We start from the raw sequence: 23,596 nt of genomic DNA, 5'->3' as shown, positions 1-23,596 counted from the left end.
CTTCTATCGCTGGAATGGCAACTTGATTAAAATTGTTATCAATCCAATGCACACCACCTTCAACAGTCACTAATTCAGAATATTGATGAAACACCCAAATTTGCATAGGTTTCTTTGACATCATCAAATAAGACATAGGCAGGGAAAATGAGAACCATATTTTTGACTGCTGTTGGATTTTCTGCAGCGTAAAGTGTTGAAATAACTCCCCCTTGGCTAGCGCCAAGTAAAGTAATAGCATCTGCATTTACAAACGATTCTTTGGAAAGTTTATCGACAACTGCTGATAAGTCCTGTTTCTCAGTCAGAACAGACATGGATAACATATCGGTTCCTCCACTTTTGGAACTCTGACTCCCACCATAAAAATCAAAACGATAGACGATAAAACCAAGTCGAGCAAGATAATCCGCATATTCTTCATACATTTCTAAAGTATTATTGAAACCGTGCGAAATGATGACGAGTGGTCGTTTCTCGTTCTTATAGTTCCGAGTTGCAGTCACTATCCCATATAAGTCAACATCTTCACTTTTAACCATATAGTTTTTCAGAAACAATATCGTCTGATGCTTGTAGTTCAAAAGTTGAGGAAGTTGTTGTATCAATGTTTTGAGTTGACGATTGTTCTACCGCTGATTTACTAGTGGACAATTGAGTTGTCACCTGTTTGTCTGTACTCCTATTTTTTTGTTGTATAAATACAAATACTATTATGATGATACTCACTAAAGTGACCAAGAATAAGACTTTTTTCTCACATTTCACCTCGTTTTAAATTTTTACCTATTGTACCACTTTTCTTACAAAATGGCTTTTATCATCTCCAGCATTCTATCCCTTTATCTCAGTATCATACAAACTGAGTGAAGTAATATACAATCGTACAATTTTCTATAATGAGTCGCCATTGAAACTTCTTTTGAAAACTGGGCTAACGTCTTTGGTATGAAAACTATATGATAGCGCATCTCCATTTAATATGTACTAAACTAGCCTACTACTCTTAAATCTGACCTGAACAAGAGATAATAACAGTAAAAAATTGATTCTCAAAGCCTCGTCAGCCACCAGTATAGCTGGTGGTTTTCTTATTTTTCTCTTCGAGAAAAACTGGCTCGAAGCCATAATAAAACCCTATCACTTCCGTGATAAGGTTAATTACTTATGTTTATTCAACTGCTGTGTAGGTTGCTGCTTTTTCTAAGAAGGTATCAAATTCTCCACTTTCTACTATCTCTTTGATGACAGCATCAATTTCAGCCTTCAAATCATCACTACCTTTCGGCATAGCAATTACTTTTGAATTTTCATCAACAGTTGGGAAACTGATGTTGGCAATAGCAAGATCTGAATTTTGAGAAACATAACCTGCCGCAACTGGTGAGTCCATAAGGACCGCTTCAACTTGACCTGATTTTAGTTCGTTGACTGCCTCTCCCATAAGCGTCAAAGATACAATATTGGAACTGCTTATTTTTTCTTTAGCATAGGTTTCCTGAGTAGACCCCTTTTGAACTGCCAAATTTTTACCTGCCAATGAATCTAAATCTGTGTAAGTATCCAAATTAGATTTCTTAATCAAAAGGACATCTTGAATCTGATAATAACTGTCGGAGAAATCAAAGACTTTAGCACGTTCATCGGAATATGAAAGCCCCGCAATAGCGATATCTGCTTTGCCATTTTGTACACTACTTAAGACATTGTCAAAGCTCATCGAAGAGATTTCTAGTTCGACACCTAGTTTATCTGCAATCTTTTGCGCCAACATGATGTCTGCTCCGACAACTTGGTTTTCACCGTCTACAAGTGCTTGAAATTCAAATGGTGCATAATCTGGACTTGTTGCAACCACGAGTGTCCCCTTTTCTTGAATTTTTTCAAGAGTGCTTTGCGACGACTCAGTTGTTGATGAAGAGCAAGCAGCCAAGGTCAAGCTTGCTACAATTGCAGTTGCTGCGGTAACAATTTTTTTCAATTTCATAAAAATTCCTCTTGTTTTCTATACTTTTTTAAATACCAGATTAGTTTATCTTATATTTATTCATTTGTCAAGTGTAATTGATTATTTATTCTGTTTCGTTGTATAAAATAACACTTCACTGACTAATGGAAAGATCGTAGGCTTCTTGAACCAGTTGATCCATCTTTCCAGATTCGACCAATTCCGTGATAACTACATCAATTTTTTCTTTCAAGGCTGTGCTTCCTTTTGGCAAGGCAATGGCATATGCGTCTGAATAATTGCTAGTAATTTCGACATCAAGAATCATTAAATCATCATTTTTAGCAACGTAGGCCTTAGCAATCGGTTCTTCAAAAATCAGTGCATCTAGCTTTTGTGACTTTAATTCGTTAACCAATTCACCATTAGAAGTCAGTGAGAGGATCGTACCTGTTGAAAACTGCTCCGTTGCAATCTGTTCTTGAATAGACCCTTTTTGCGTTCCAATTGTAGCTGTGGCTAAGGATTCCAAGTCTGTATATTTTTCCGCGTTGACCTTGTTGATAATCAGTTTGTTTGTAGATGTGTAGTAAGGAACCGAAAAATCATAGACTTTTGCGCGTTCTTCCGTAGCTGAAATACCTGAAATTGCAATATCTGCTTTGCCATTTTGAACACTGTTTAAGACATTATCAAAGCTCATAGTCGAAAATTCAACATCAACTCCCAACTCCTCACCAATCGCTTTAGCTAATTCAATATCTGCTCCAACAAGCGTATCTTTCCCATCAACTAATGCTTTAAACTCAAATGGTGCAAACTCTGGATTTAAAGCAACAACCAGTACTCCTTTTTCTTCAACCTTAGACAAAGAAGTATCCTCTGTCGTTTCTGAGCTACTGCATGCTCCTAACACTAGTGTTGTTAATACTGCTAAACCTGACATCATATACTTTGTAATTTTCATATTTTTTCTCCTTATTTCCCTCGATTGAATATTTATTCTTATTTAGACAAATCATCGGGCTTTGAATGCAATTTTTCCCATATTTTTCACCTTTCTTTCAAAAGATGTTCTCAGTATATTTTATTTTTATACATTTGTCAACCCTGTTTTTGTATTTTTATGCATTTTTTCTAATATAAAAAGAACAGATTCCAAAACTGTTCTTTATCGGTAATTTTTATCCCACTCGCCATCTCTATCTTTCTGAGTGTAGAAAAATTCGGATAGATTAGGGCTATCCATAACTGCCAGGACTTCAAGTAGGTCATAGGCCAGATCCATGTTTGCCAGCTCTGCTTTGTTCACCCATAAAACCTCACCTTCTTCCGAGGAGCGAATTTCCCCTGAAAAGTCAGTCGCCTTGTAGAGCAAGACCATGTAGCGATGGCCATCTTGGTCAGGCCAATGCTTGATGCCAACTAGGTGAGCCTTGTGAATGGTCAAGCCAGTTTCTTCCTGAACCTCGCGGACCACAGAATCGTGGAAGTTCTCGCCTTCCTCAACATGTCCTCCCGGGAAGGCAACACCTGACCAACGATAGCGTCTAGGGTCACGAATCTGTACAAGAACCTTACCGTCCTCATTTTCAATTAAACACATATTAGTCAAAGTGACCACTTCTTTCCTTGACATTCAAACTCCTTATATTTCTATTCCAAACCAAGTCAACAAATCTACTGGTCTATTTTCATTATTCCAACGGTGATATTCAGCAAATACTGCCTCTGCCGTTCCAAATTTTTCTACTAGATAATCAATCGCTAAAAAACTACGCCAGTATTCATAAAACATAGAAGCATAATCTTCTTGATAGGTAGCTTGACCAAATTGAGACAAGGGGTGATGACCATTTTTTATTTGAAAGAGGTGAACTAATTGCTGATTAATCTGCTTTTCTCTATCAAACTCTTCTTTCGTTAGAAAATAACTGCGACTGATATATTCTACCATGCCTTCTTCAAACCACATCGTCTCTTCTTCATAGTCCAAAAACTGTTCACTCTGATGAGCCAATTCATGTCCAATAATTTGTAACAAATGGTTATCTGATAGAGAATGATAATAGGCTACAATTTCTTGTGTATCTTTGGTAGAATAATTCTCCACTTGTTTAAGATAGATGTCCTTCCAAACTTCCAAATCCGGTGTCATCACCATACGAACATCATTTGTATAAGCTGGGATAGGGCATTCTCGGATGAAGCCAGTTGCCGCTTCTTTATCCGACCAGATAATTACATCGGGTAAGTCTTCCACTTGAAAATGTGTCTGTAAATATACGAGGTAATTTTTTAATACAGTTCTATGGCGTTCAACAAAATCTGTATAATCTGCCAATTGCTTCTCATCGCTAACCAAAAATAAATCCTTCAAAATTTTCTCCTCAAAACCATACGGTGTTCGGTGCGTTCTGCTCCTAGCTTGACTGTCTTGGTCACACCGTCAAAGCGGAAACCAACCTGTTCATAGAAGGAAATAGCACGCTCATTCCCTTCTAGCACCCAGAGGGAAATCGTTTTATAGCTCTGCATTTGCTCCAAAGCCGCCTGCATGAGCTGGTAGCCAATCCCCTGGCCGTAGTAGTCCGCCAAAACATAGAGGGCGTAGAGCTCACCAGCCTCCTGCAAGTCCTCCTGACTGCTGGCACCGTAGCAGGCAAAGCCAACCACCTGTTCGTTCACCACTGCTACCAAGATATTTTGAGGATAGCGAAAGGCCCAGTCCTGACAGCGTTCTAGCGTATAGGTCTTTTGGAGAAAATCCTGCGGTAACAAGTCAGCATAGGCCTCCTGCCAAGACTTCCAATGAACATAAGCCTTGCCCCTGATTTCCTCCTCAGTCTGCATGGGTTTGATCAGCATATCCCTACCTCCGTGAATTATTCCTACATATTCTTCAACTCGATGACCATATCACGAATCTGGGCTGCCAGTTCAAAGTCCAGCACTTCTGCCGCTTCCTGCATTTGACCTTCCAGTTTCTTGATCATAGCCTTGCGTTCATCCTTGTTGAGAGCATTGAAGTCCACCACTTCTTCCTTGTCCTGAGTGACAGCCTTAGTCACGCTAATCAGGTCACGGATTTCTTTCTTAATAGTCTGTGGAATGATACCATGTTCTTCATTATAAGCCATCTGGATTTGACGGCGGCGGGCTGTTTCGTCCATAGCCTTTCGCATAGACTCGGTAATCTTGTCCGCATACATAATCACATGACCTTCAGAGTTACGGGCCGCCCGACCGATTGTCTGGATGAGGCCCCGTTCATTACGGAGGAAACCTTCCTTGTCAGCATCCAAGATAGCAACCAGACTTACTTCTGGAACGTCAATCCCTTCACGCAAGAGGTTAATCCCTATCAGAACATCAAAGACACCCAAGCGAAGATCACGAATAATCTCCGTACGCTCCAAGGTCTTGATATCCGAGTGCATATACTTGACCTTGACGCCCATTTCTTTCAGGTAGTCGGTCAAGTCCTCTGCCATTTTCTTGGTCAGGGTAGTGATAAAGGTTCGCTCACCTTTGTCAACACGGGCATTGATTTCGCCTAAAAGGTCATCCATTTGGCCCATGGTTGGACGGACTTCCACTTCTGGATCCAGAAGCCCGGTCGGCCGAATGATCTGCTCGACAACGGTATCAGTCTGCTCCATTTCATAGTCACCCGGCGTCGCAGATACATAGACAATCTGGTGGACATGGCTCTCAAATTCTTCCCTGCGCAGCGGACGGTTGTCCAGTGCACTCGGGAGGCGGAAACCATAGTTGACCAGCATCTCCTTGCGTGAGCGGTCACCATTGTACATACCCTTAATCTGCCCCATGGTCATGTGACTCTCGTCAATCATGATGAGATAATCTTCAGGGAAAAAGTCCAACAGGGTATAAGGAGGCTCGCCCTCGCTTCGCCCGTCCATGTGTCGTGAATAGTTCTCAACTCCGTTGGTATAGCCCATTTCTCGAAGCATCTCGATGTCGTAGTCGGTCCGTTGTTTCAATCGCTGAGCTTCTAAGAGTTTGCCTTCTGCCTCAAAAATCTTGAGTTGCTCTTCCAGTTCCGCCTGAATCTTGGCAATAGCCGTTTCCATGTGGTCATCGTTGGTCACGAAGTGGGTGGCAGGGAAAATAGCCAAGTGATCCACATCGCCCAAAACCTTACCTGTCAGGCTTTCAATCTCACGAATGCGGTCAATTTCATCCCCGAAAAACTCCACACGGAAGGCGTGTTCATCACGAGAAGCTGGGAAAATCTCCACCACATCTCCACGCACACGGAAGCGCCCCCGTTGAAAGTCAATGTCGTTGCGCTCAAACTGGATATCTACCAGAGAATTGAGCAACTGGTCACGGGAAATCTCCTGACCTGGTCGCAGACTGACTACGCTATCAGAATACTCTTTTGGCGAACCTAAACCGTAGATACAAGAGACAGACGCTACTACGATGACATCATTTCGTTCGAGAAGAGCTGAGGTAGCTGAGTGACGAAGTTTGTCAATCTCATCATTGACCGAACTGTCCTTCTCAATATAGGTATCGCTAGATGGCACATAGGCTTCTGGCTGGTAGTAATCATAGTAAGATACGAAGTATTCGACCGCATTTTCTGGGAAGAATTCCTTGAACTCGCTGTAGAGCTGACCAGCTAGAGTCTTGTTGTGGGCGATGACCAGAGTAGGCTTATTGACACGAGCAATGACCTGGCTCATGGTGTAGGTCTTACCAGTACCAGTCGCCCCCATGAGAATCTGGGCTTTTTCACCCCCTTCGATGTTGTCCACCAAGGTTTCAATGGCTTGAGGCTGGTCACCAGACGGTGAATATTTTGACACTAGTTTAAATTGGTTTTCAGTATTTCGGTTGATCATGATTTCTCTCTTCTCTACACATATTTCTTCTATTCTACCATAAGTGCAGACAAAAAGAGGTCAAACGACCTCTTTCTTTCTCCATAATATAATGCTCAATAGAATGATGACAACAATCATAACTAAAGAGGAATAAATACTACCTTCTGGCCCGAACAGCCCCCCTGTTAGATAGTCTGGTTTATTCGTAGGAGATAGATAGAATAAACTATAAGCAGGCTGAATACCACTTATTGAGAGACCATAAAAATTACCTTGAAAACAATTCCAAGCAGCATGTAGAGCTGAAATCCCCCAAATATTATCAGTTACTAAAACATAAAGAGAAGCCAAAAGACCGAATAGGCCGATATTTACAAGGGATATCCAACTAATAGACGGATTCTGAATGTGTAGCATGGAAAAAAGCAAGCTAGATACTGCTGTCCCAATCAAAAGATTTGTCTTTCGGCTAACGGTTGGAAATAACCAACCTCTGGTCAGCAACTCCTCTGTTCCACTCTGAATGAACCAAAAAGGGGCCATTCCTAAAAGATTTATAAAACTTGCACTAGTAAAAACGACTAAAGAAATTTGTAATGACTTTGTTACCAACTGTAGGCCTACCACCGTTGATATCATTGCTACTCCAATCAACCATCCCAACAGCAACTGAACAAAAGCTTTCTTACGATAAAGTCCCAAATCTCTGATTGGCCGCTTCTCAATAAACTTCACCCATATAAATAAAATGATAGCAATAAATAAAAAAACAATTAATTGCACAAAGAGGGGGTCCAAATTATAAAAAAGAAATTGGATAATATGACTTGGAATTGTGCTCATTCCAAACAGTACAACTAACTGACCAATCCATCTTCCTACTTCTATAAATAAATAAACAAGTACAATGACCACAATTGCATACAGCCAATTCTGCCATTTATTGTTCGATATTCTGACAGCATCAAACATTCTCTTTCTTTTCATAGAAGCTCTCCTTGCATTCTTCATATATGTATTTTATCCTTTTACGCAGCAAAAGGCAAGAAGAATATTTCCAGTGTATGTTATATCTTCTGACATGTAAGTCGGTTTGTTTTGCAAAATACCTTAAATTATGATATACTATAGATTATATTTTTAGAAGGAGTTATGAAATGAAGAAAAAATTTTTCATCTTATTGGCAAGTATGTTGCCAGTGTTCTTTATTTTTACGAGCATAAAAGCTGATGATGCAATTGATATTGTATTTGACAATTCTTACGCACCATTTGAGTTTAAAGACTCAGACCAAGAATACAAAGGATTAGATGTTGATATTATCAACGAAGTTGCAAAACGATCTGGTTGGACTGTAAACAAAACTTTCCCTGGGTTTGACGCTGCGGTCAATGCTGTTCAATCAGGTTCTGCTGACGCCCTGATGGCAGGTACAACTATTACTGATGCACGTAAGAAGGTATTTACTTTCTCAGACCCTTATTTTGACACCAAAATCGTCATCGCTACAACAAAGGCCAATACTATTTCTTCTTATAAGGATTTAAAAGGTAAGACTGTTGGTGTCAAAAACGGTACCGCCGCTCAGGCTTTCCTTGATGAAAACAAGGACAAGTACGGTTACACCATTAAAACGTTCGATACTGGTGATTTGATGTATAACAGTCTTTCTGCAGGTGCTGTCGATGCTGTTATGGATGATGAAGCTGTTATCCAATATGCAATTCAACAAGGACAAGACCTTAGCATCGACATCGAAGGCGAGGCGATCGGCTCATTCGGTTTCTCTGTAAAAAAAGGAAGCCAATACGAATACCTTGTTGAAGATTTTAATAAGGCTCTTGCTGAAATGAAAGAGGATGGTACTTATGAGACTATCATGAATAGATGGTTGGGTTCATCTTCAAGTAGTGAAAGTACAGATTACTCATCTCGTCTTAGTTTGACTGGTAGCGCAACCGCTAAAGCAACACCTATTAAATCAAGCTACACAATTGTAGCTGATTCCTCATTTGCGCCATTCGAGTACCAAGATGAATCTGGTAACTATGTCGGAATCGATATGGAATTGATTAAGGCTATCGCTGAACAACAAGGTTTCACTATCACTATCCAAAATCCTGGTTTCGATGCTGCATTGAATGCTGTTCAAGCAGGACAAGCAGATGCTGTAATTGCAGGAATGTCTATTACAGATGCTCGTAAAGAAATCTTTGATTTCTCAGATGCTTATTACACATCCAATATCTTACTAGCTGTGAAAAATGGTAGTGACATTGCCTCTTATGAAGATTTAAAAGGTAAAACTGTCGGCGCTAAGAATGGTACTGCTTCCTATACTTTCTTAGAAAGTAATAAAGATAAATACGGTTATACATTGAAAGCTTTTGATGAAGCTTCTGGTATGTATGATAGCTTGAATTCAGGTTCTATTGATGCCCTTATGGATGATGAAGCTGTGCTTCTCTATGCAATTCAACAAGGACGTGACTTTGCAACACCAATTCCAGGTGAGAAATCTGGTGAGTACGGATTTGCTGTTAAAAAAGGAGCAAACCCAGAGTTAATTGAGATGTTCAACAATGGTTTGGCTGCACTTGTCGAATCAGGCAAGTACGACGAGATTTTGAACAAGTACTTCAATTCAACCGAAGAAACAAGTTCAACTACTTCAACTGTAGATGAAACAACTATTATTGGTCTTTTGAAAAACAACTACGGCCAATTGCTTTCTGGTTTAGGAATCACAGTTGGTCTTGCCCTACTTTCCTTTGCAATAGCAATTGTTATCGGTATTATCTTCGGTATGTTTGCAGTTAGCCCAATCAAAGCACTCCGTGTTACTGCTTCCGTTTTCGTTGACGTGGTTCGCGGTATTCCTTTGATGATTGTTGCAGCCTTCATCTTCTGGGGAATTCCAAACTTGATTGAATCCATCACAGGTCAACAGTCACCAATCAACGATTTTGTAGCTGGTACTATTGCTTTGTCACTTAACTCAGGCGCCTATATTGCTGAGATTGTTCGCGGTGGTATTCAGGCCGTTCCAGCTGGTCAGATGGAAGCATCACGCAGTTTGGGTATTTCTTACGGAACAACTATGCGTAAGATTATCTTACCTCAAGCTGGTAAAATCATGTTGCCAAACTTCATCAACCAGTTCGTTATCACATTGAAAGATACGACTATCATCTCAGCAATTGGTTTGGTTGAACTCTTCCAAGCTGGTAAAATCATTATCGCTCGTAACTATCAATCATTCCGCATGTACGCAATCCTTGCCATCATCTACTTGATAGTTATCACTCTCTTGACACGTTTGGCTCGCAAACTTGAGAAAGGAGGCAAATAATGGCTCAATTAAAAATTAATGTCCATGACTTACACAAGTCTTATGGAAAAAACGAAGTCTTAAAAGGTATCACTACCAAGTTCTATGAAGGTGATGTTGTATGTATTATTGGTCCTTCCGGTTCTGGTAAATCAACTTTCCTACGTACAATGAACTTGCTTGAAACCATTACAAGCGGTCAAGTAACCGTGGATGGATATGATTTGACAGATCCTAAAACCGACGTTGACGCCTTTCGTGCCAATGTCGGTATGGTATTCCAACACTTCAACCTTTTCCCGCACATGACTGTTCTTGACAACATCACCTTTGCTCCTATTGAACATAAACTATTAGATAAGGCCGAAGCTGAAAAAGTTGGTATGGAATTATTAGAAAAAGTTGGTTTGGCAGATAAACGTGATGCTATGCCTGACAGCCTCTCTGGTGGTCAGAAGCAACGTGTAGCTATCGCTCGTGCTCTTGCTATGAATCCAGACATCATGCTTTTTGATGAACCAACCTCTGCTCTTGACCCTGAAATGGTCGGAGATGTACTCAACGTTATGAAAGACTTGGCTGAGCAAGGTATGACCATGTTAATCGTCACACACGAAATGGGATTTGCTCGTAAAGTTGCCAACCGTGTTATCTTTACAGATGGTGGAGAATTCCTTGAAGATGGAACGCCAGAACAAATCTTTGATAATCCACAACATCCACGTCTCAAAGACTTCCTTGATAAAGTCTTGAACGTGTAACTATCAATCACAAAGTACCTAGCAAATCCATTCTTGCCAGGTACTTTTTTTATCAACTCATATCTGTTTTCCGACAAAATACAAGACAATCCTAATATTAAAGTATATAATTACTATATAGTGATAAAAGGAGGAAGCAAAATGACAAATGTATTATTATTTGGAGCAAGTGGTTTTCTAGGTCAAGTAGTTATGGAAGAATTAATCAAAAAAGGATACCATTTAACTGCTGTCACACGATCCTTAAACCCATCCAATACAGAAAAATTTCGGCCAGATGTAACATGGGTAACATCCGATGTCTATCAAGTAGAGGACTGGAAAAATTTATTAAAAGAAAATTTCATTGTCATAAATTTGATTGGCATGGTGCAAGAAAATCCTGAAAAAGGACTGACTTTTGAAAAAGTCATCACGGGTGCCGCAAAGGCTATTGCTTCTCCCATGGTAGATAAACCAGATTACCACTACATCTACGTTTCAACAGATTTACACGGTACTGCTACGTCTGACGGGTATCGTAAAGCGAAAAAGGCTGCTGAGGAATATTTGTTGAAACAAGCATTCAAAACTAGCATTGTTCGACCAAGTATGATGTATGGTCACGGAAAAGAAGGGACGACAGAGCGAGCTCAGGCTATTCTTACCAAACTAAGCCCAACTAGTCCGACATGACGCAGTCAACCAATTGCCGTTGAAAAAGTCGCACAAACAATCGTAACTATTGTCTCCGGTGCTACAAATCAGATAGTCTTTGAAAACGGAGATATGTTGTAAACCGCAACGAAAAGCAGAGAACAGAGATCTTCCCTCTGTTCTCTGCTTTCTACTTTCTAGAAATATACTTTCAATGACTAATTGGTTAGTTTTCTCTTATAGCTCCAACCTTTGTCAGTCTTATCTACTGCTTCAAAGCCACATTTTTCAAATAATTTTCGAGAACCTATATTCCAATCATAGATTTCTTCGACAAGAATTTCTTTGAAGCCTATTTCGTTGGCTCGCTTTATCATGGTGTTTAATACCTTAAAACCAATTCCCTTATGCCAATATCGTTTATCTCCAATCGCAATAGCAAAATCATCCTTGAAAAGTGTCACATCACCGATTGGTCGAAACTCTCCATCTTCAAAAACTTCAATGAAATAACACTCTCCATTACTTGATAGATAGTCATACATACGATTGAGTAGGTCTAGAGTATAAAGTTTCCTATCTCCATCGATTAACCAAACCAATTCTTCATTCTGGTGCCATTCAAAAGCAAAATCATGCTGGCCATCATACCGACGTAGACGAACCTGTTTGTCTATTTCTAAAATATCTGCTTGCTCAATTCCAGTAATTGCCATTTCGGATCCTCTCTCATTAACATTAAGTTCATTTTAACATACAGCTCTATCAATATCAACAAATGTTATAGCATGCTGATTGACAAGATTTTATCAATGTGCTATACTAAAGCAAATAAAGCATGCGAGGTAAGGAGAAATGGACAGTAACAAGTAAACTCAATTTAAGTTCTATACTTATTTAGTAGTTTTCTTGCGTCCATTTTTCTGTTCCCTCTATTTCTTGAATAGGGTCTTTTTGAGCAGACTTCGACACACTACTAAATAGGTAGTGTGTTTTTTCTCATAAAGGAGGCCTTATGCTACTAACGACCCATCACCTCACCCTTGACCATCAAAAAGACCTAAGAAATCTAGTCTACGACTTAAACCTTATCGTCAATCCTGGCGACAAAATCGCAATCATCGGCGAAGAAGGAAACGGTAAATCCAGTCTCTTACAAGCTTTGATGGATACTTCTCTCGTTACGGATTACCTACTCCTATCAGGCAGTATTCAGCGGCACTTCCATTCACCAGTCTACATTCCCCAAAGTCTTTCTATGGAAATAGCAGAGCAGACTTTGAACGACTACTTCTTTGGAGATATAGATAGCGATATAGATTATGGCCTACTCTACCTCTATGCTGACCAGCTTCAATTTAATAGCGACCGTTTTGCCAGCCAACAAGTTATCAGAAGCCTGTCAGGCGGAGAAAAATTGAAAATTCAATTGATAAAATCTCTTGCCTGCCTATCTGACATCATCTTTCTAGATGAACCATCCAACGACCTGGATCTAGATACCTTACTTTGGCTCGAAAATCACATGATTACCATCCCTAAAACAATTCTATTTGTTTCTCACGACGAAGATTTTCTCAGTAAAACAGCCACAAAAATCATTCACCTTGAATCTGTCAAAAAGAAAACACTTGCTCAAACTAGGGTAGTAGAATTGGACTACCAAGACTATGCACAAAAACGCCAACAGGCCTATCAAAAGCAAGTCCAACAAGCTAGGAATGACCAAAAGGAATTTGACAAAGTCATGAATAAACACCTACGTCAAAAATCGCAGGTTCGTCACACCTTGCTCAACACACATGATGCTACGATGGGAAGGCTTATTGCAAAGAAAATGAAGAATGTCCTATCTCGTGAAAAACGCTATGAAAAAATGAAGGATAATCTCACTCAAATCCCTTTCCATGAAGATGCCATCTCCCTCTTCTTCTCAGATATTTCACCCCTACCAGCTAGAAAACAAGTGCTACAATTAGAGAATTTTCAGTTGAATGTTGACGGACGACAATTAGTAAAAGGAATCAACTTTAGCCTAAAAGGACAAGATAAAATTGGTATCATTGGTCCAAATGGAGTGGGGAAATCCAGTTTTCTAAAGGTGATTGCTCAAAAACTCGGACAACGAATAGATATAAACTTAGGCTACATGCCCCAGCATTATTCAGAAATCCTTGATGGCGATAGCACACCACTTGAATTTTTATTAGAAGATGGTGGTCGTGAAAAAGAACAAGTCATCTTAACACACCTAGCCAGCCTGCAATTTACACGCCAAGAAGTTCATCACAGGATTAGTGAGCTATCAGGCGGACAGAAAGCCAAATTACTCTTATTGAAAATGGTACTTGAGCAAGCTAATTTCTTGTTATTAGATGAGCCAAGTCGAAACTTCTCACCTACTTCCCAGCCTTATATTCGCCAACTATTTGCTAACTATACTGGAGGACTGGTCTGCGTATCACATGATAGACGATTTTTAAAAGAAGTTTGCCAAAGAATTTACCGTTTAACTGAGAACGGACTTGAAGAACTAGAACAGATATAAGAAAAGGGATTTGGCACATGCCAAATCCCTTTTCTTATATAGTAAATAATGTTACAACTTATCAAGAGCAAGCTGTAAATCCTCAATTAAGTCATTGACATTTTCAAGGCCAACAGATAAACGAATTTGATTTGGTGTCACGCCTGCTGCAAGTTGATCTTCTGGTGCTAATTGCGCATGTGTTGTCGTTGCTGGATGTACTACCAACGATTTGGCATCAGCAACGTTCGCTAAATTAGAAAAGATTTCCAAACTATCAATAACCTTACGAGCTTCTTCTGCTCCGCCTTTTACTTGGAAAGAGAAGATGGATCCAACACCTTTAGGTAAATATTTATCTGCCAAGGCTTTGTATGGACTATCCGGAAGCGATGGATAGTTGACTGACTCAACTTTAGGATGGTTGAGCAAGAAATCAACAATCTGTTCAGCATTGGACACATGTCGCTCTACACGAAGGGATAAGGTTTCTAATCCTTGTAAAAGTAAGAAAGCATTGAACGGAGAAAGGGCTGCACCGGTATCGCGAAGCAATTGAACACGGACCGCAATAATAAAGGCAGCTGCACCAACATCACGAGTATAACTAATATTGTGGTAACTTGGGTCTTCTTCAACAAATTGCGGAAACTTACCAGAGGCTGCCCAGTCAAATTTACCACTATCGACAATCACACCACCGATTGTCGTCCCGTGTCCACCAATAAACTTGGTTGCTGAATGAACTGCTATATCAACACCGTGTGAGAATACATTAATCAAATAAGGTGTCGCAAAAGTATTATCTGAAACGAGTGGAATTTGGTGCTTGTGAGCAATATCTGCTAATTTTTCAAGATCAGGAATGTTGATGACAGGGTTACCCAAGGTTTCAATAAACACAAGTTTTGTATTGTCTTGAATAGCAGCTTCTACCGCTTCAAAATCATCAATATCTACAAAGCTTGTTGTAATACCGTAACGAGGAAGCGTTTCTTTGAAGAGATTAAATGTGCCCCCATAGAGTGTCGTTGCAGCCACAATGTGATCTCCAGCATGTGCCAATGCTAGAACAGTATAGGTGATAGCAGCCATCCCTGAAGAAGTCGCTAAAGCACCGATTCCTCCTTCTAAAGCTGCTAGGCGATTCTCAAAAGTAGCAACCGTAGGATTGGTAATACGGGTATAGATATTTCCTGATTTACGTAATGCAAATAAATCTTCCGCTTCTTGAGCATCCTCAAAAACATAGGAAGTGGTTTGATAGATAGGTACAGCACGTGATTTTGAAGCGGAATCAACCTCTTGTCCTGCATGGAGTTGAAGGGTTTCAAATGAAAATTCTCTAGTCATAATAGTAGCTCCTCTTGCATTTTATTGTATTGTACATTAAATTCAGAAATTTGACCAATAGAATTTTCGTTCAAAAAGGCATAGCTAACAGCTATACCTTTTGAATAAAATACTGTATTACAATTCAGTAATCGTTCCTGTTTTTAGGAAAACAACCCATTCACAGATATTTTTTGCATAATCTCCAATCCGTTCCAAGTAGGAAATGACTTGGAAATAATCACGACCTGCAATAAGAGATTCTGGATTCTTTTGAATTTCTTCTGTCGCTAAATCACGAATTTTATCGTAGTAATCATTTATAAGTTCATCTTGAGCAGCAACTTCATAAGCTTGTTCGAGATCGCTAGAGTTTAAGTAAAGCTCCAATGCAGCCTCTACCAATTTACGAGCTTCACGCCCCATTCTCTTAATTTCTTCTTCTACAACTTCGATACGTACTTCGCCCTTCATTCGAATAGTAGCTTCTGCGATTGATACTGCATGATCTCCCATGCGCTCCATATCACTAGTTGCTTTTAAAACAGTGATAACTGTACGTAAATCTGTTGATACAGGCTGTTGCAAAGCGATAATTTCAAGCGATTTTTGTTCTAATTTGATTTCAAATTCATTGATTTTCTTATCAGCTTCAATGACTTCCTTAGCTAATTCACGGTCATGTGTAATAAAAGCGCGAACTGCATTATTAAGCTGGGCTAAAACTTCATTTCCCATTGCGTAAAATTGATTATGCAATTTATCCAATTCTGTTTCAAATTGTGAGCGTAACATATTTTTCTCCTTAATTGTAGGGGCGGACTACCCAAATTTACCCGTGATATAGTCTTCAGTTTCCTTATGAGCTGGATTTAAAAACATATCTTTTGTCATATTATATTCAATTAAATCTCCGTCTAGGAAGAAACCTGTACGATCTGAGATACGAGAGGCTTGTTGCATTGAACGTGTTACAAGAATCATAGTATACTTATCCTTCAAGCCATACAATGTATCTTCAATCTTACCAGCTGAAATAGGATCAAGTGCTGATGTTGGTTCATCTAACAAGATAATCTTTGGACTTGTCGCTAGTACACGGGCCACACAGACACGTTGTTGCTGACCACCTGAAAGACCAATAGCTGAATCATGCAAACGATCCTTCACTTCATCCCAGATAGATGCACCAATCAAAGACTTTTCTACTGCTTCATCAAGAACTTTCTTATCCTTAACTCCATTGATACGCAGACCATACACTACATTTTCATAGATAGACATTGGGAATGGATTGGGTTGCTGGAAGACCATACCAATCTCTTTACGAAGATCAACTGTATCAGTACGCGGACTATAAATGTTCTTACCATTGTAATCAATAGCACCTGTCAAAGTTACTTCAGGATTCAAGTCTCCCATACGGTTAATAGAACGCAAAAGAGTAGATTTTCCAGAACCTGATGGACCAATCAGGGCTGTTATTTCATTTGGATAAAATTCCATAGAAACATTGTTCAAAGCCTTCTTTTTGTTATAGTAAACAGACAAATCTTTTACTTGCAAAATAGGTGATGTCATTTTTTACCTCTCTAACCAAAGTGACCTGAAACGTAGTCGTTGGTGGATTTCAACTTAGCATTCTGGAAGATGTTGGTGGTTTTATCGTATTCAATCAAGTCACCAAGGTAGAAGAATGCCGTGTAATCGCTAGCACGAGCTGCTTGTTGCATATTGTGTGTCACGATGATGATAGTATAATTTTTCTTCAGCTCAAACATGGTTTCTTCCAACTGCATAGTTGCAATTGGATCTAAAGCTGAAGCTGGTTCATCCATGAGCAAAATTTCAGGTTTTACAGAAATAGCACGAGCGATACAAAGACGTTGTTGCTGACCACCTGATAATGTCAAGGCTGACTTATGTAAATCGTCTTTCACCTGATCCCAAAGTGCTGCCTGCTTGAGTGAGGTTTCAACAATCTCATCCAAAACTTTCTTGTCTTTTACACCTGCACGTTCATGTGCGAAAGTGATATTGTTATAGATCGATTTGGCAAATGGGTTTGGGCGTTGGAAAACCATGCCAATGTGCTTACGAATTTCATAAACGTTCATATCTGGGCGGTTAACGTCAATTCCCTCATAGAGAATCTGCCCTGTCACCTTAGCAATATCGATGGTGTCATTCATACGGTTCAGACTACGAAGGTAGGTTGACTTTCCGCAGCCAGAAGGACCGATGAGGGCTGTAATTTTATTTTTTTCAAACTGCATATCAATGCCCTTGATTGCTTCATTTTTACCGTAGTAAACGTGCAAATCTTTGGTTGAAAGGGCAATTTTTTCTTCTGGAAAAGTAATGATATGGCGTTCATTCCAGTTATATTCTGCCATTGTTTCTCCTTATAGCATTGACTTCTTAGGCTGAGGTCATTTTTGAATGTAGTTTCTTACCGATGTAACGGGCAGAAAGGTTAAAAATCAAGATGAAGATGAGGAGAATAGCTGCACTTCCTGCTGCTACTTCTGTTCCATCTGGAATTGTACCCTCACTATTAACCTTCCAAATGTGTACAGCCAAGGTTTCTGATTGACGGAAGATAGAAATTGGGCTGGTAACGCTGAGCGGATTCCAGTTAGACCAATCGAGTGCTGGAGCTGATTGACCCGCAGTATAGATAAGGGCAGCAGCTTCACCAAAGATACGTCCTGATGCCAAAACAATACCTGTTACAATACCTGGGAGAGCTTCCGGGATAACTACGTGGATAACTGTTTCCCAGCGTGACAATCCGAGGGCAAGACCAGCCTCGCGTTGTGTATGGTGAACGTGACGCAAGCTATCCTCGACATTACGCGTCATCTGCGGCAAATTGAAGACTGTCAGGGCCAAAGCACCTGATAGAATAGAGAAACCATATTCGAATTGTACTACGAAAATCAAGTAACCAAACAAACCAACGACCACCGAAGGGAGCGATGATAAGATCTCAATACAGGTACGAATAAAATTCGTTAAAGGACCTTTTTTAGCGTACTCTGCTAAATAGATACCAGCTCCTGTTGAAAGTGGTACTGATATGAACAGCGTAACTACCAAAAGGAAAAATGAGTTATAGAGCTGAATACCAATACCACCACCAGCTTTATAAGATGAAGACTTGCCTGTCAAGAAATTCCAACTTAAATGAGGGATACCCCTAAGTAAAATGTAGAGAATAAGAGCAGTCAAGATAACGACGATAACTGTTGCAATGGAGTAAAGAATCCCCGTCGCAAGCTTGTCCATTTTTTTAGCGTGCATAGTTTTTCTTACCCTCTCTTGTAATAAATTTCATAACTAAGTTGAAGACTAGACTCATGACCAAAAGTACAAGGGCAAGAGACCAGAGAACGTTGTTTTGAACAGTACCCATAACTGTGTTACCGATACCCATGGTCAAAACAGATGTCAAAGTAGCTGCAGGTGTTGTCAGTGAAGTCGGAATAACCGCTGAGTTCCCCACAACCATCTGAATAGCTAAAGCCTCACCAAAGGCACGAGCCATACCAAAGATAACTGCTGTGAAAATACCTGGCTTAGCAGCATTCAGAATAACACGCCAGATAGTCTGCCAGCGAGTTGCTCCCATAGCCAGACTTGCTTCACGGTAATGACGTGGAACAGCTCGCAAGCTATCTACAGTCATAAAAGTCACCGTTGGCAAAATCATAACAAAGAGAACAAAAACACCTGACAAGATACCAAAACCTGTACCGCCAAAAATTGAGCGGACAAATGGTACAACGACTTGCAAACCGATGAAACCATACACAACTGATGGAATACCGACCAATAATTCGATGACAGGTTGCAAGATTTTTGCTCCTCGTTTTGGCGAAATTTCAGTCATAAAGACCGCTGCACCAATCGCAATCGGAGTCGCTACCAGAGCTGATAAAATCGTTACGATGAAGGAACCAGAAATCATTGGCAAAGCCCCAAATATTTTTGAACTTGGTTCCCATTTGCTACCAAATAAGAAGTCTGTGAAACTAACACCATCTACAAAGAAAGTGGACAGACCACGCTGGGCAACGAAGATTAAAATCATTGCCACAATGAAAACAATCAGCGAGAGGCAAAGGAAGGTAATCACCTTACCAAACCGCTCAAGTCGTGAGTTTTTAGAAGGTGAACTCAATTCTTTTGCAAGTTGTTGCTTGTTCATGTTTACTCCTTAACCGTTACAGTTCCATCAACTGACTTCTCTACCTTCATGTCATGGATAGAGATGTAGCCCATGCTTTCGACAATACCATACTGCACTTCATCTGACATCATATACTCAAGGAATTCCTTGGTCAAATCTGTCGGCTCTCCTTTGGTGTACATATGTTCATAAGACCAAATTGGCCAATCATTTGTCGTGACATTCTCTGCAGTAGGTTCAAAACCATTCAATTTGATGGTTTTAACACTATCGTCAAGATAGGCAAATGAAAGATAAGAAATTGCTCCTGGTGTTTGACCTACGATAGACTTAACCATACCATTGGAATCCTGCTCTTGACTTTGAATCGCAGTCTCTCCGTCCATAATGACGTTATCAAAAGTCGCGCGTGATCCAGAACTTGCTGCACGGTTGATGATTGAGATTTCCAGATCCTTTCCTCCTAATTCTTTCCAGTTGGTGATTTCACCAGTGAAAATTTTACGGAGTTCTTCTGTTGTCAAATCGTCAACTGTCACTTCTTCATTGACAATAACAGCAAGACCTGCAACGGCAACTTGATGGTCTACTAAAGCAGTCGCATCAATACCTTCTTTCTCCTCAGCAAATACATCCGAGTTACCAATCTGTACCGCACCTGATTGCACCTGAGAAAGCCCCGTACCTGATCCACCACCTTGGACATTCACCGATTTACCTAGATTGGTTGAACCAAACTCATCTGCGGCTGCTTCGACTAGAGGTTGTAAAGCAGTCGAGCCAACTGCGGTAATAGATTCTCCTCGGTCAATCCAAGATGAGCAAGCAGAAAGAGACAGACTAGCCACCAGTAATCCGACAGCCATTCCAAGCTTATGCTTTATTTTCATTTGTGTATTTCCTTTACATTTTTCAATGGAAATGTCCTTGATTTTCTTGGTGTTTTACATCGTGTTTACAAGAATTTTCCACTAATCCACTATATCATATAACTTTCCAAACTGCAAAATATTTTTGTTGATTTTTCAAGAAATTCGTAGTCCCTTTGGAAAGCTATTTTTAAGGGTTCCAGCAACTATTTTTCCAAAGCCCAAACCATTGCCTTTTACAGCAATTTGATACCAACCATTGGGCAAATCCGTAGGAACTGAAACTGTATGTCCCGCCACATAGAGATCGAAATCTTCTACGGAGATGTCCACTCGTTTTCTCACTTCCTTGCTGGTTAAGGCAAGTCCAAGAGCAAAGCTTGGTTCAAACCGCTTTTTCTTGAAAATTCCAAGGTGCAAACCATTACGAGCAATTCTAATCTTAGAAAGATCTGGCAAACCTTCTGGCAAGAGGTAAAGATTGTCTCCAAAAACTTGTAAGAGTCCATCTAGATTAGCAGCTAGATTCTGCTCTGCAAACTCCCGCCATATCTGGATTTGCTCACGATTAAGATTAGACTTTCCAGACTTGATTTTCTTAATTTTCTTATCTCCAGAAAGTTGAAATTTAGCAACAAACTGTCCTTCACCTTTAAAGAGATGCGGATACATACGAGCTGTTTGGGGAAAGTCAATCCCTTCTACCATGCCGTTAATTTTAGGAACGTCGAGCAATTCCAAATCATACTCTTTTAACAACCACGCAACTACTTCTTCGTTTTCTTCTGGTGACCAGGTACAAGTAGAATAAACGAGCTGACCACCTGGTACTAGCATATCAATAGCAGATGTCAAAATCTCTTTTTGCAGTTTGGCACATTGAGCAGGATAATCTTTATTCCAGTATTGCATGGCTTTTGGATCTTTGCGAAACATTCCTTCGCCAGAACAAGGAGCATCTAGTACAATTAGGTCAAAATAACTTGGAAAAAAACTTGCCAATCTATCTGCGGATTCATTGGTTACAATAACATTTCTAGCACCAAATCGTTCGATATTTTCTGCCAATATCTTGGAACGTTTGGTTGAAATTTCATTACTAATCAGGATGCCTGTATTGTCTAAGTAAGAAAGAAGATGAGTCGATTTTCCGCCAGGAGCTGCAGCTAGATCCAGTACCTTCCAATTTTTTTGCGGAGCAGCGACTTGACCAACTATCTGTGCAGCCGGCTCTTGGGAATAAACCAATCCAGTCACGTGCTCAGGAGATTTTCCCGAAATCTTACCATAGTAAGACCAAGGCATATCTGGTATGGCATCTGCAAACTCTTGCTGTTTCTCCTTGAGTGGATTAGTACGAAAACCTGAAATAGCTGGTTCTTCAAAACTCTCAAAAAATGCTTGTGCTTCCGCTCCAAGCATTTGGCTATATTTATCTATAAAATCATGTGGTAATTGTATCACTTTAAATACCTTTGAATTTCTTCTTTTTGTCCGTTAGGCAACATAATGAGGTATTCTCTCCCCTCATAAGAAAGAGGTTTACCATCAAGTCGCATGATTTGATATCCCAATGCTTCACCTAAAATAGCTGCAGCAGCATAATCCCAAGGAAACAGGTAGGAGGCATGAATAAGCAATCGTCCAGATAGAACGTGAGAAAAACTAATCCCCGCACTGCCATACGACCGCGTCCCCAACATCCGATCAGCTAAATTTGCTACTCCTGCAACATTCTGTGCGTAAAGTCCTGTATTAATACCAATCAAACTTTGAGTGAGTGGCTTGTTTTTTACAATCGGCAGAAGACTATCATTCTCATAAACTGGAAAATTTCCTCCACCATGATACAATTTATCTGCCATGACATCGTAAATCAAACCAAATTGTCCAACACCTTCTTCGAAATAAGCTAACAATATCGCAAAGTCATTTTTTTGTGCAATAAAATTAGATGTTCCATCAATCGGATCAATAACCCACACCCTTCCTTTTTTAATGGGGCTACGACGTTCATCTTCTTCACTATAGATTGAATCATTGGGATAGCGAGTCAGAATTTGATTGACCATTAAATGTTGAACTTGATGATCCAATTGGGTAACCAAATCTGTGAAATGTCCCTTTATTTCGATATCAAGTTCATCATGTAGATGCAAACGAAGAAAATCCCCTGCATCCAAAATCATCTTTTGGGCAAATCTATACTTAGCTTCCAAGGCGTACAACCCCCTTCTGCTGCTTCTGGGCTTGTTGAATGACACGGTAACATGAATATCCTGAATTGGCTTCAAATTCCCTGTCAATTTGTCTCTCTTCCCCCTTACTCTTGACAACGTTTTTAAACTCTTTGTAAGCAAATAAAATTGCCGTTGCCTGAGTCCCACCTTCGTATGCTGCTTCCACTTGATTCAAAAAAGAAAGCACGGAGGAAATCTCCTCAGTGCTCCACGAAAAATCAAGTGGATATGAATATTGTTTGTTCATATCTGTTACTGTCCTATCTCTGCTCTTAATGTTGCATTTTTCAACTCTTGCTTGCGATAATCTCTCGGCAAAAAAGCACGAATCTCATCCTCATTGAATCCAATCTGCATCCGTTTTTCATCTAAAATAATTGGACGACGAAGTAAACTTGGATAATTTTCAATTAAGCTAATCAGTTGAGAGACAGACAATTCATCTACATCAATATTCAATTTTTGAAAAATTTTCGAACGTGTTGAAATTAAATCATCTGTTCCATTCTCTGTCAAAGCTAGAATAGCCTTCAGCTCATCAGCTGTTAAAGGGCTTGTCATAATATTGTGCTCTGTAAAGGGAACTTGATGATTGGTCAGCCAAGCTCTTGCTTTTCTACAACTAGTGCAGCTTGGTGATAAAAACAAGGTAATCATAGTAAGCTCCTTTCCACAATACTTCTTACTTACATTATACACCAAGAAATTGCAAATGACAAGAAAAATTAGGAGCGATTAGATTCCCTCTCACTAAAAATAAGTCTAGCCTATATTGAATGGTGAAAATGAGTCTCCTCATTCATTTTAGCTTGTTCCTGGATAATGAAAGAGAAGACCATACTAATCTTCTCAACGCTTTTTTGCATCAATCCATTCTCAAATTTTATATGCTTCATA

General features: G+C 39.8%; 25 protein-coding genes. 4 read left to right on the top strand and 21 right to left on the bottom strand.

The window, feature by feature from the left end; genetic code table 11:
- Window positions 1–74 precede the first annotated feature (74 nt).
- The 9 genes from AC4CS8_RS04640 to AC4CS8_RS04600 all read right to left on the bottom strand — a co-directional run bounded on the left by AC4CS8_RS04640 (window position 75) and on the right by AC4CS8_RS04600 (window position 7,794).
- The gene (locus tag AC4CS8_RS04640) at window positions 75–542 is read right to left on the bottom strand and encodes an alpha/beta hydrolase (RefSeq protein ID WP_493893768.1); all 468 of its coding nucleotides are present in this window, start codon (window positions 540–542) and stop codon (window positions 75–77) included.
- The gene (locus AC4CS8_RS04635) at window positions 535–666 is read right to left on the bottom strand and encodes a hypothetical protein (protein WP_493893767.1); all 132 of its coding nucleotides are present in this window, start codon (window positions 664–666) and stop codon (window positions 535–537) included. The genes AC4CS8_RS04640 and AC4CS8_RS04635 overlap by 8 nt, the downstream gene beginning before the upstream one ends.
- A gap of 505 nt (window positions 667–1,171) precedes the next feature.
- Window positions 1,172–1,987 carry an ABC transporter substrate-binding protein gene (locus AC4CS8_RS04630; protein ID WP_493893766.1) on the bottom strand — a complete coding sequence of 272 codons (816 nt, stop codon included), beginning with the start codon at window positions 1,985–1,987 and terminating at the stop codon, window positions 1,172–1,174.
- Window positions 1,988–2,102: 115 nt separating this feature from the next.
- Entirely contained in the window at window positions 2,103–2,915 is an 813-nt protein-coding gene (locus AC4CS8_RS04625) for a transporter substrate-binding domain-containing protein (RefSeq protein ID WP_493893765.1), read from the bottom strand.
- A 204-nt stretch (window positions 2,916–3,119) separates the two neighbouring features.
- A complete protein-coding gene (locus tag AC4CS8_RS04620; RefSeq protein ID WP_493893764.1) occupies window positions 3,120–3,587 on the bottom strand; it encodes an 8-oxo-dGTP diphosphatase in 468 nt (155 codons plus the stop codon).
- 9 nt (window positions 3,588–3,596) lie between these two features.
- On the bottom strand, window positions 3,597–4,328 hold the full coding sequence (locus AC4CS8_RS04615) for an elongation factor Tu (protein ID WP_493893763.1): 732 nt from the start codon (window positions 4,326–4,328) through the stop codon (window positions 3,597–3,599).
- Window positions 4,325–4,816 (bottom strand): GNAT family N-acetyltransferase, encoded by a 492-nt coding sequence (locus tag AC4CS8_RS04610; protein ID WP_493893762.1) that lies wholly within the window; start codon window positions 4,814–4,816, stop codon window positions 4,325–4,327. Before AC4CS8_RS04610 ends, AC4CS8_RS04615 begins: the two co-directional genes overlap by 4 nt.
- A 23-nt stretch (window positions 4,817–4,839) precedes the next feature.
- Window positions 4,840–6,825 (bottom strand): excinuclease ABC subunit UvrB, encoded by a 1,986-nt coding sequence (gene uvrB / locus AC4CS8_RS04605; protein ID WP_493893761.1) that lies wholly within the window; start codon window positions 6,823–6,825, stop codon window positions 4,840–4,842.
- A 60-nt stretch (window positions 6,826–6,885) separates the two neighbouring features.
- Window positions 6,886–7,794 (bottom strand): CPBP family intramembrane glutamic endopeptidase, encoded by a 909-nt coding sequence (locus tag AC4CS8_RS04600; protein WP_493893760.1) that lies wholly within the window; start codon window positions 7,792–7,794, stop codon window positions 6,886–6,888.
- Between the two features lie 170 nt (window positions 7,795–7,964).
- On the opposite strand from AC4CS8_RS04600, the gene AC4CS8_RS04595 reads away from it, so the two are divergent.
- The 3 genes from AC4CS8_RS04595 to AC4CS8_RS04585 all read left to right on the top strand — a co-directional run bounded on the left by AC4CS8_RS04595 (window position 7,965) and on the right by AC4CS8_RS04585 (window position 11,575).
- Entirely contained in the window at window positions 7,965–10,160 is a 2,196-nt protein-coding gene (locus AC4CS8_RS04595) for an ABC transporter substrate-binding protein/permease (RefSeq protein WP_493893759.1), read from the top strand.
- Window positions 10,160–10,900 (top strand): amino acid ABC transporter ATP-binding protein, encoded by a 741-nt coding sequence (locus AC4CS8_RS04590; protein WP_493893758.1) that lies wholly within the window; start codon window positions 10,160–10,162, stop codon window positions 10,898–10,900. The genes AC4CS8_RS04595 and AC4CS8_RS04590 overlap by 1 nt, the downstream gene beginning before the upstream one ends.
- A gap of 141 nt (window positions 10,901–11,041) precedes the next feature.
- Window positions 11,042–11,575 carry an NAD(P)H-binding protein gene (locus AC4CS8_RS04585; protein WP_493893757.1) on the top strand — a complete coding sequence of 178 codons (534 nt, stop codon included), beginning with the start codon at window positions 11,042–11,044 and terminating at the stop codon, window positions 11,573–11,575.
- Window positions 11,576–11,754: 179 nt separating this feature from the next.
- Here the strand turns inward: AC4CS8_RS04585 and AC4CS8_RS04580 are convergent, their stop codons facing one another.
- A complete protein-coding gene (locus AC4CS8_RS04580) occupies window positions 11,755–12,252 on the bottom strand; it encodes a GNAT family N-acetyltransferase (protein ID WP_493893756.1) in 498 nt (165 codons plus the stop codon).
- Between the two features lie 299 nt (window positions 12,253–12,551).
- On the opposite strand from AC4CS8_RS04580, the gene AC4CS8_RS04575 reads away from it, so the two are divergent.
- A complete protein-coding gene (locus tag AC4CS8_RS04575; RefSeq protein WP_493893755.1) occupies window positions 12,552–14,084 on the top strand; it encodes an ATP-binding cassette domain-containing protein in 1,533 nt (510 codons plus the stop codon).
- A gap of 51 nt (window positions 14,085–14,135) precedes the next feature.
- Here AC4CS8_RS04575 and AC4CS8_RS04570 read toward each other — a convergent pair whose 3' ends face one another.
- From AC4CS8_RS04570 to spxA, 11 genes are all read right to left on the bottom strand, one after another.
- The gene (locus tag AC4CS8_RS04570) at window positions 14,136–15,416 is read right to left on the bottom strand and encodes an O-acetylhomoserine aminocarboxypropyltransferase/cysteine synthase family protein (protein ID WP_493893754.1); all 1,281 of its coding nucleotides are present in this window, start codon (window positions 15,414–15,416) and stop codon (window positions 14,136–14,138) included.
- Window positions 15,417–15,533: 117 nt separating this feature from the next.
- On the bottom strand, window positions 15,534–16,190 hold the full coding sequence (gene phoU / locus AC4CS8_RS04565; protein ID WP_493893753.1) for a phosphate signaling complex protein PhoU: 657 nt from the start codon (window positions 16,188–16,190) through the stop codon (window positions 15,534–15,536).
- A 27-nt stretch (window positions 16,191–16,217) separates the two neighbouring features.
- Window positions 16,218–16,976: a phosphate ABC transporter ATP-binding protein PstB gene (gene pstB, locus AC4CS8_RS04560; protein WP_493893752.1), complete on the bottom strand. Its 759-nt coding sequence runs from the start codon at window positions 16,974–16,976 to the stop codon at window positions 16,218–16,220.
- A gap of 11 nt (window positions 16,977–16,987) precedes the next feature.
- Window positions 16,988–17,791 carry a phosphate ABC transporter ATP-binding protein PstB gene (gene pstB / locus AC4CS8_RS04555; RefSeq protein WP_493893751.1) on the bottom strand — a complete coding sequence of 268 codons (804 nt, stop codon included), beginning with the start codon at window positions 17,789–17,791 and terminating at the stop codon, window positions 16,988–16,990.
- Between the two features lie 25 nt (window positions 17,792–17,816).
- Window positions 17,817–18,701, bottom strand: a complete 885-nt coding sequence (gene pstA, locus AC4CS8_RS04550) for a phosphate ABC transporter permease PstA (RefSeq protein WP_493893750.1) — start codon at window positions 18,699–18,701, stop codon at window positions 17,817–17,819.
- Window positions 18,691–19,608: a phosphate ABC transporter permease subunit PstC gene (gene pstC, locus AC4CS8_RS04545; protein ID WP_493893749.1), complete on the bottom strand. Its 918-nt coding sequence runs from the start codon at window positions 19,606–19,608 to the stop codon at window positions 18,691–18,693. Before pstC ends, pstA begins: the two co-directional genes overlap by 11 nt.
- A gap of 2 nt (window positions 19,609–19,610) precedes the next feature.
- A complete protein-coding gene (locus tag AC4CS8_RS04540) occupies window positions 19,611–20,480 on the bottom strand; it encodes a phosphate ABC transporter substrate-binding protein PstS family protein (RefSeq protein WP_493893748.1) in 870 nt (289 codons plus the stop codon).
- A gap of 135 nt (window positions 20,481–20,615) precedes the next feature.
- Window positions 20,616–21,920 carry an RsmB/NOP family class I SAM-dependent RNA methyltransferase gene (locus AC4CS8_RS04535; RefSeq protein ID WP_493893870.1) on the bottom strand — a complete coding sequence of 435 codons (1,305 nt, stop codon included), beginning with the start codon at window positions 21,918–21,920 and terminating at the stop codon, window positions 20,616–20,618.
- A complete protein-coding gene (locus AC4CS8_RS04530) occupies window positions 21,920–22,678 on the bottom strand; it encodes an inositol monophosphatase family protein (protein WP_493893747.1) in 759 nt (252 codons plus the stop codon). Before AC4CS8_RS04530 ends, AC4CS8_RS04535 begins: the two co-directional genes overlap by 1 nt.
- A complete protein-coding gene (locus AC4CS8_RS04525) occupies window positions 22,668–22,946 on the bottom strand; it encodes a UPF0223 family protein (RefSeq protein ID WP_493893746.1) in 279 nt (92 codons plus the stop codon). Before AC4CS8_RS04525 ends, AC4CS8_RS04530 begins: the two co-directional genes overlap by 11 nt.
- Window positions 22,947–22,951: 5 nt before the next feature.
- Window positions 22,952–23,356, bottom strand: a complete 405-nt coding sequence (gene spxA, locus AC4CS8_RS04520; RefSeq protein WP_493893745.1) for a transcriptional regulator SpxA — start codon at window positions 23,354–23,356, stop codon at window positions 22,952–22,954.
- Window positions 23,357–23,596 lie beyond the last annotated feature (240 nt).

The sequence above is a fragment of the Streptococcus sp. NSSLK0004 genome (assembly GCF_059039125.1).
This window is presented reverse-complemented; position numbering and strand designations above follow the sequence as displayed.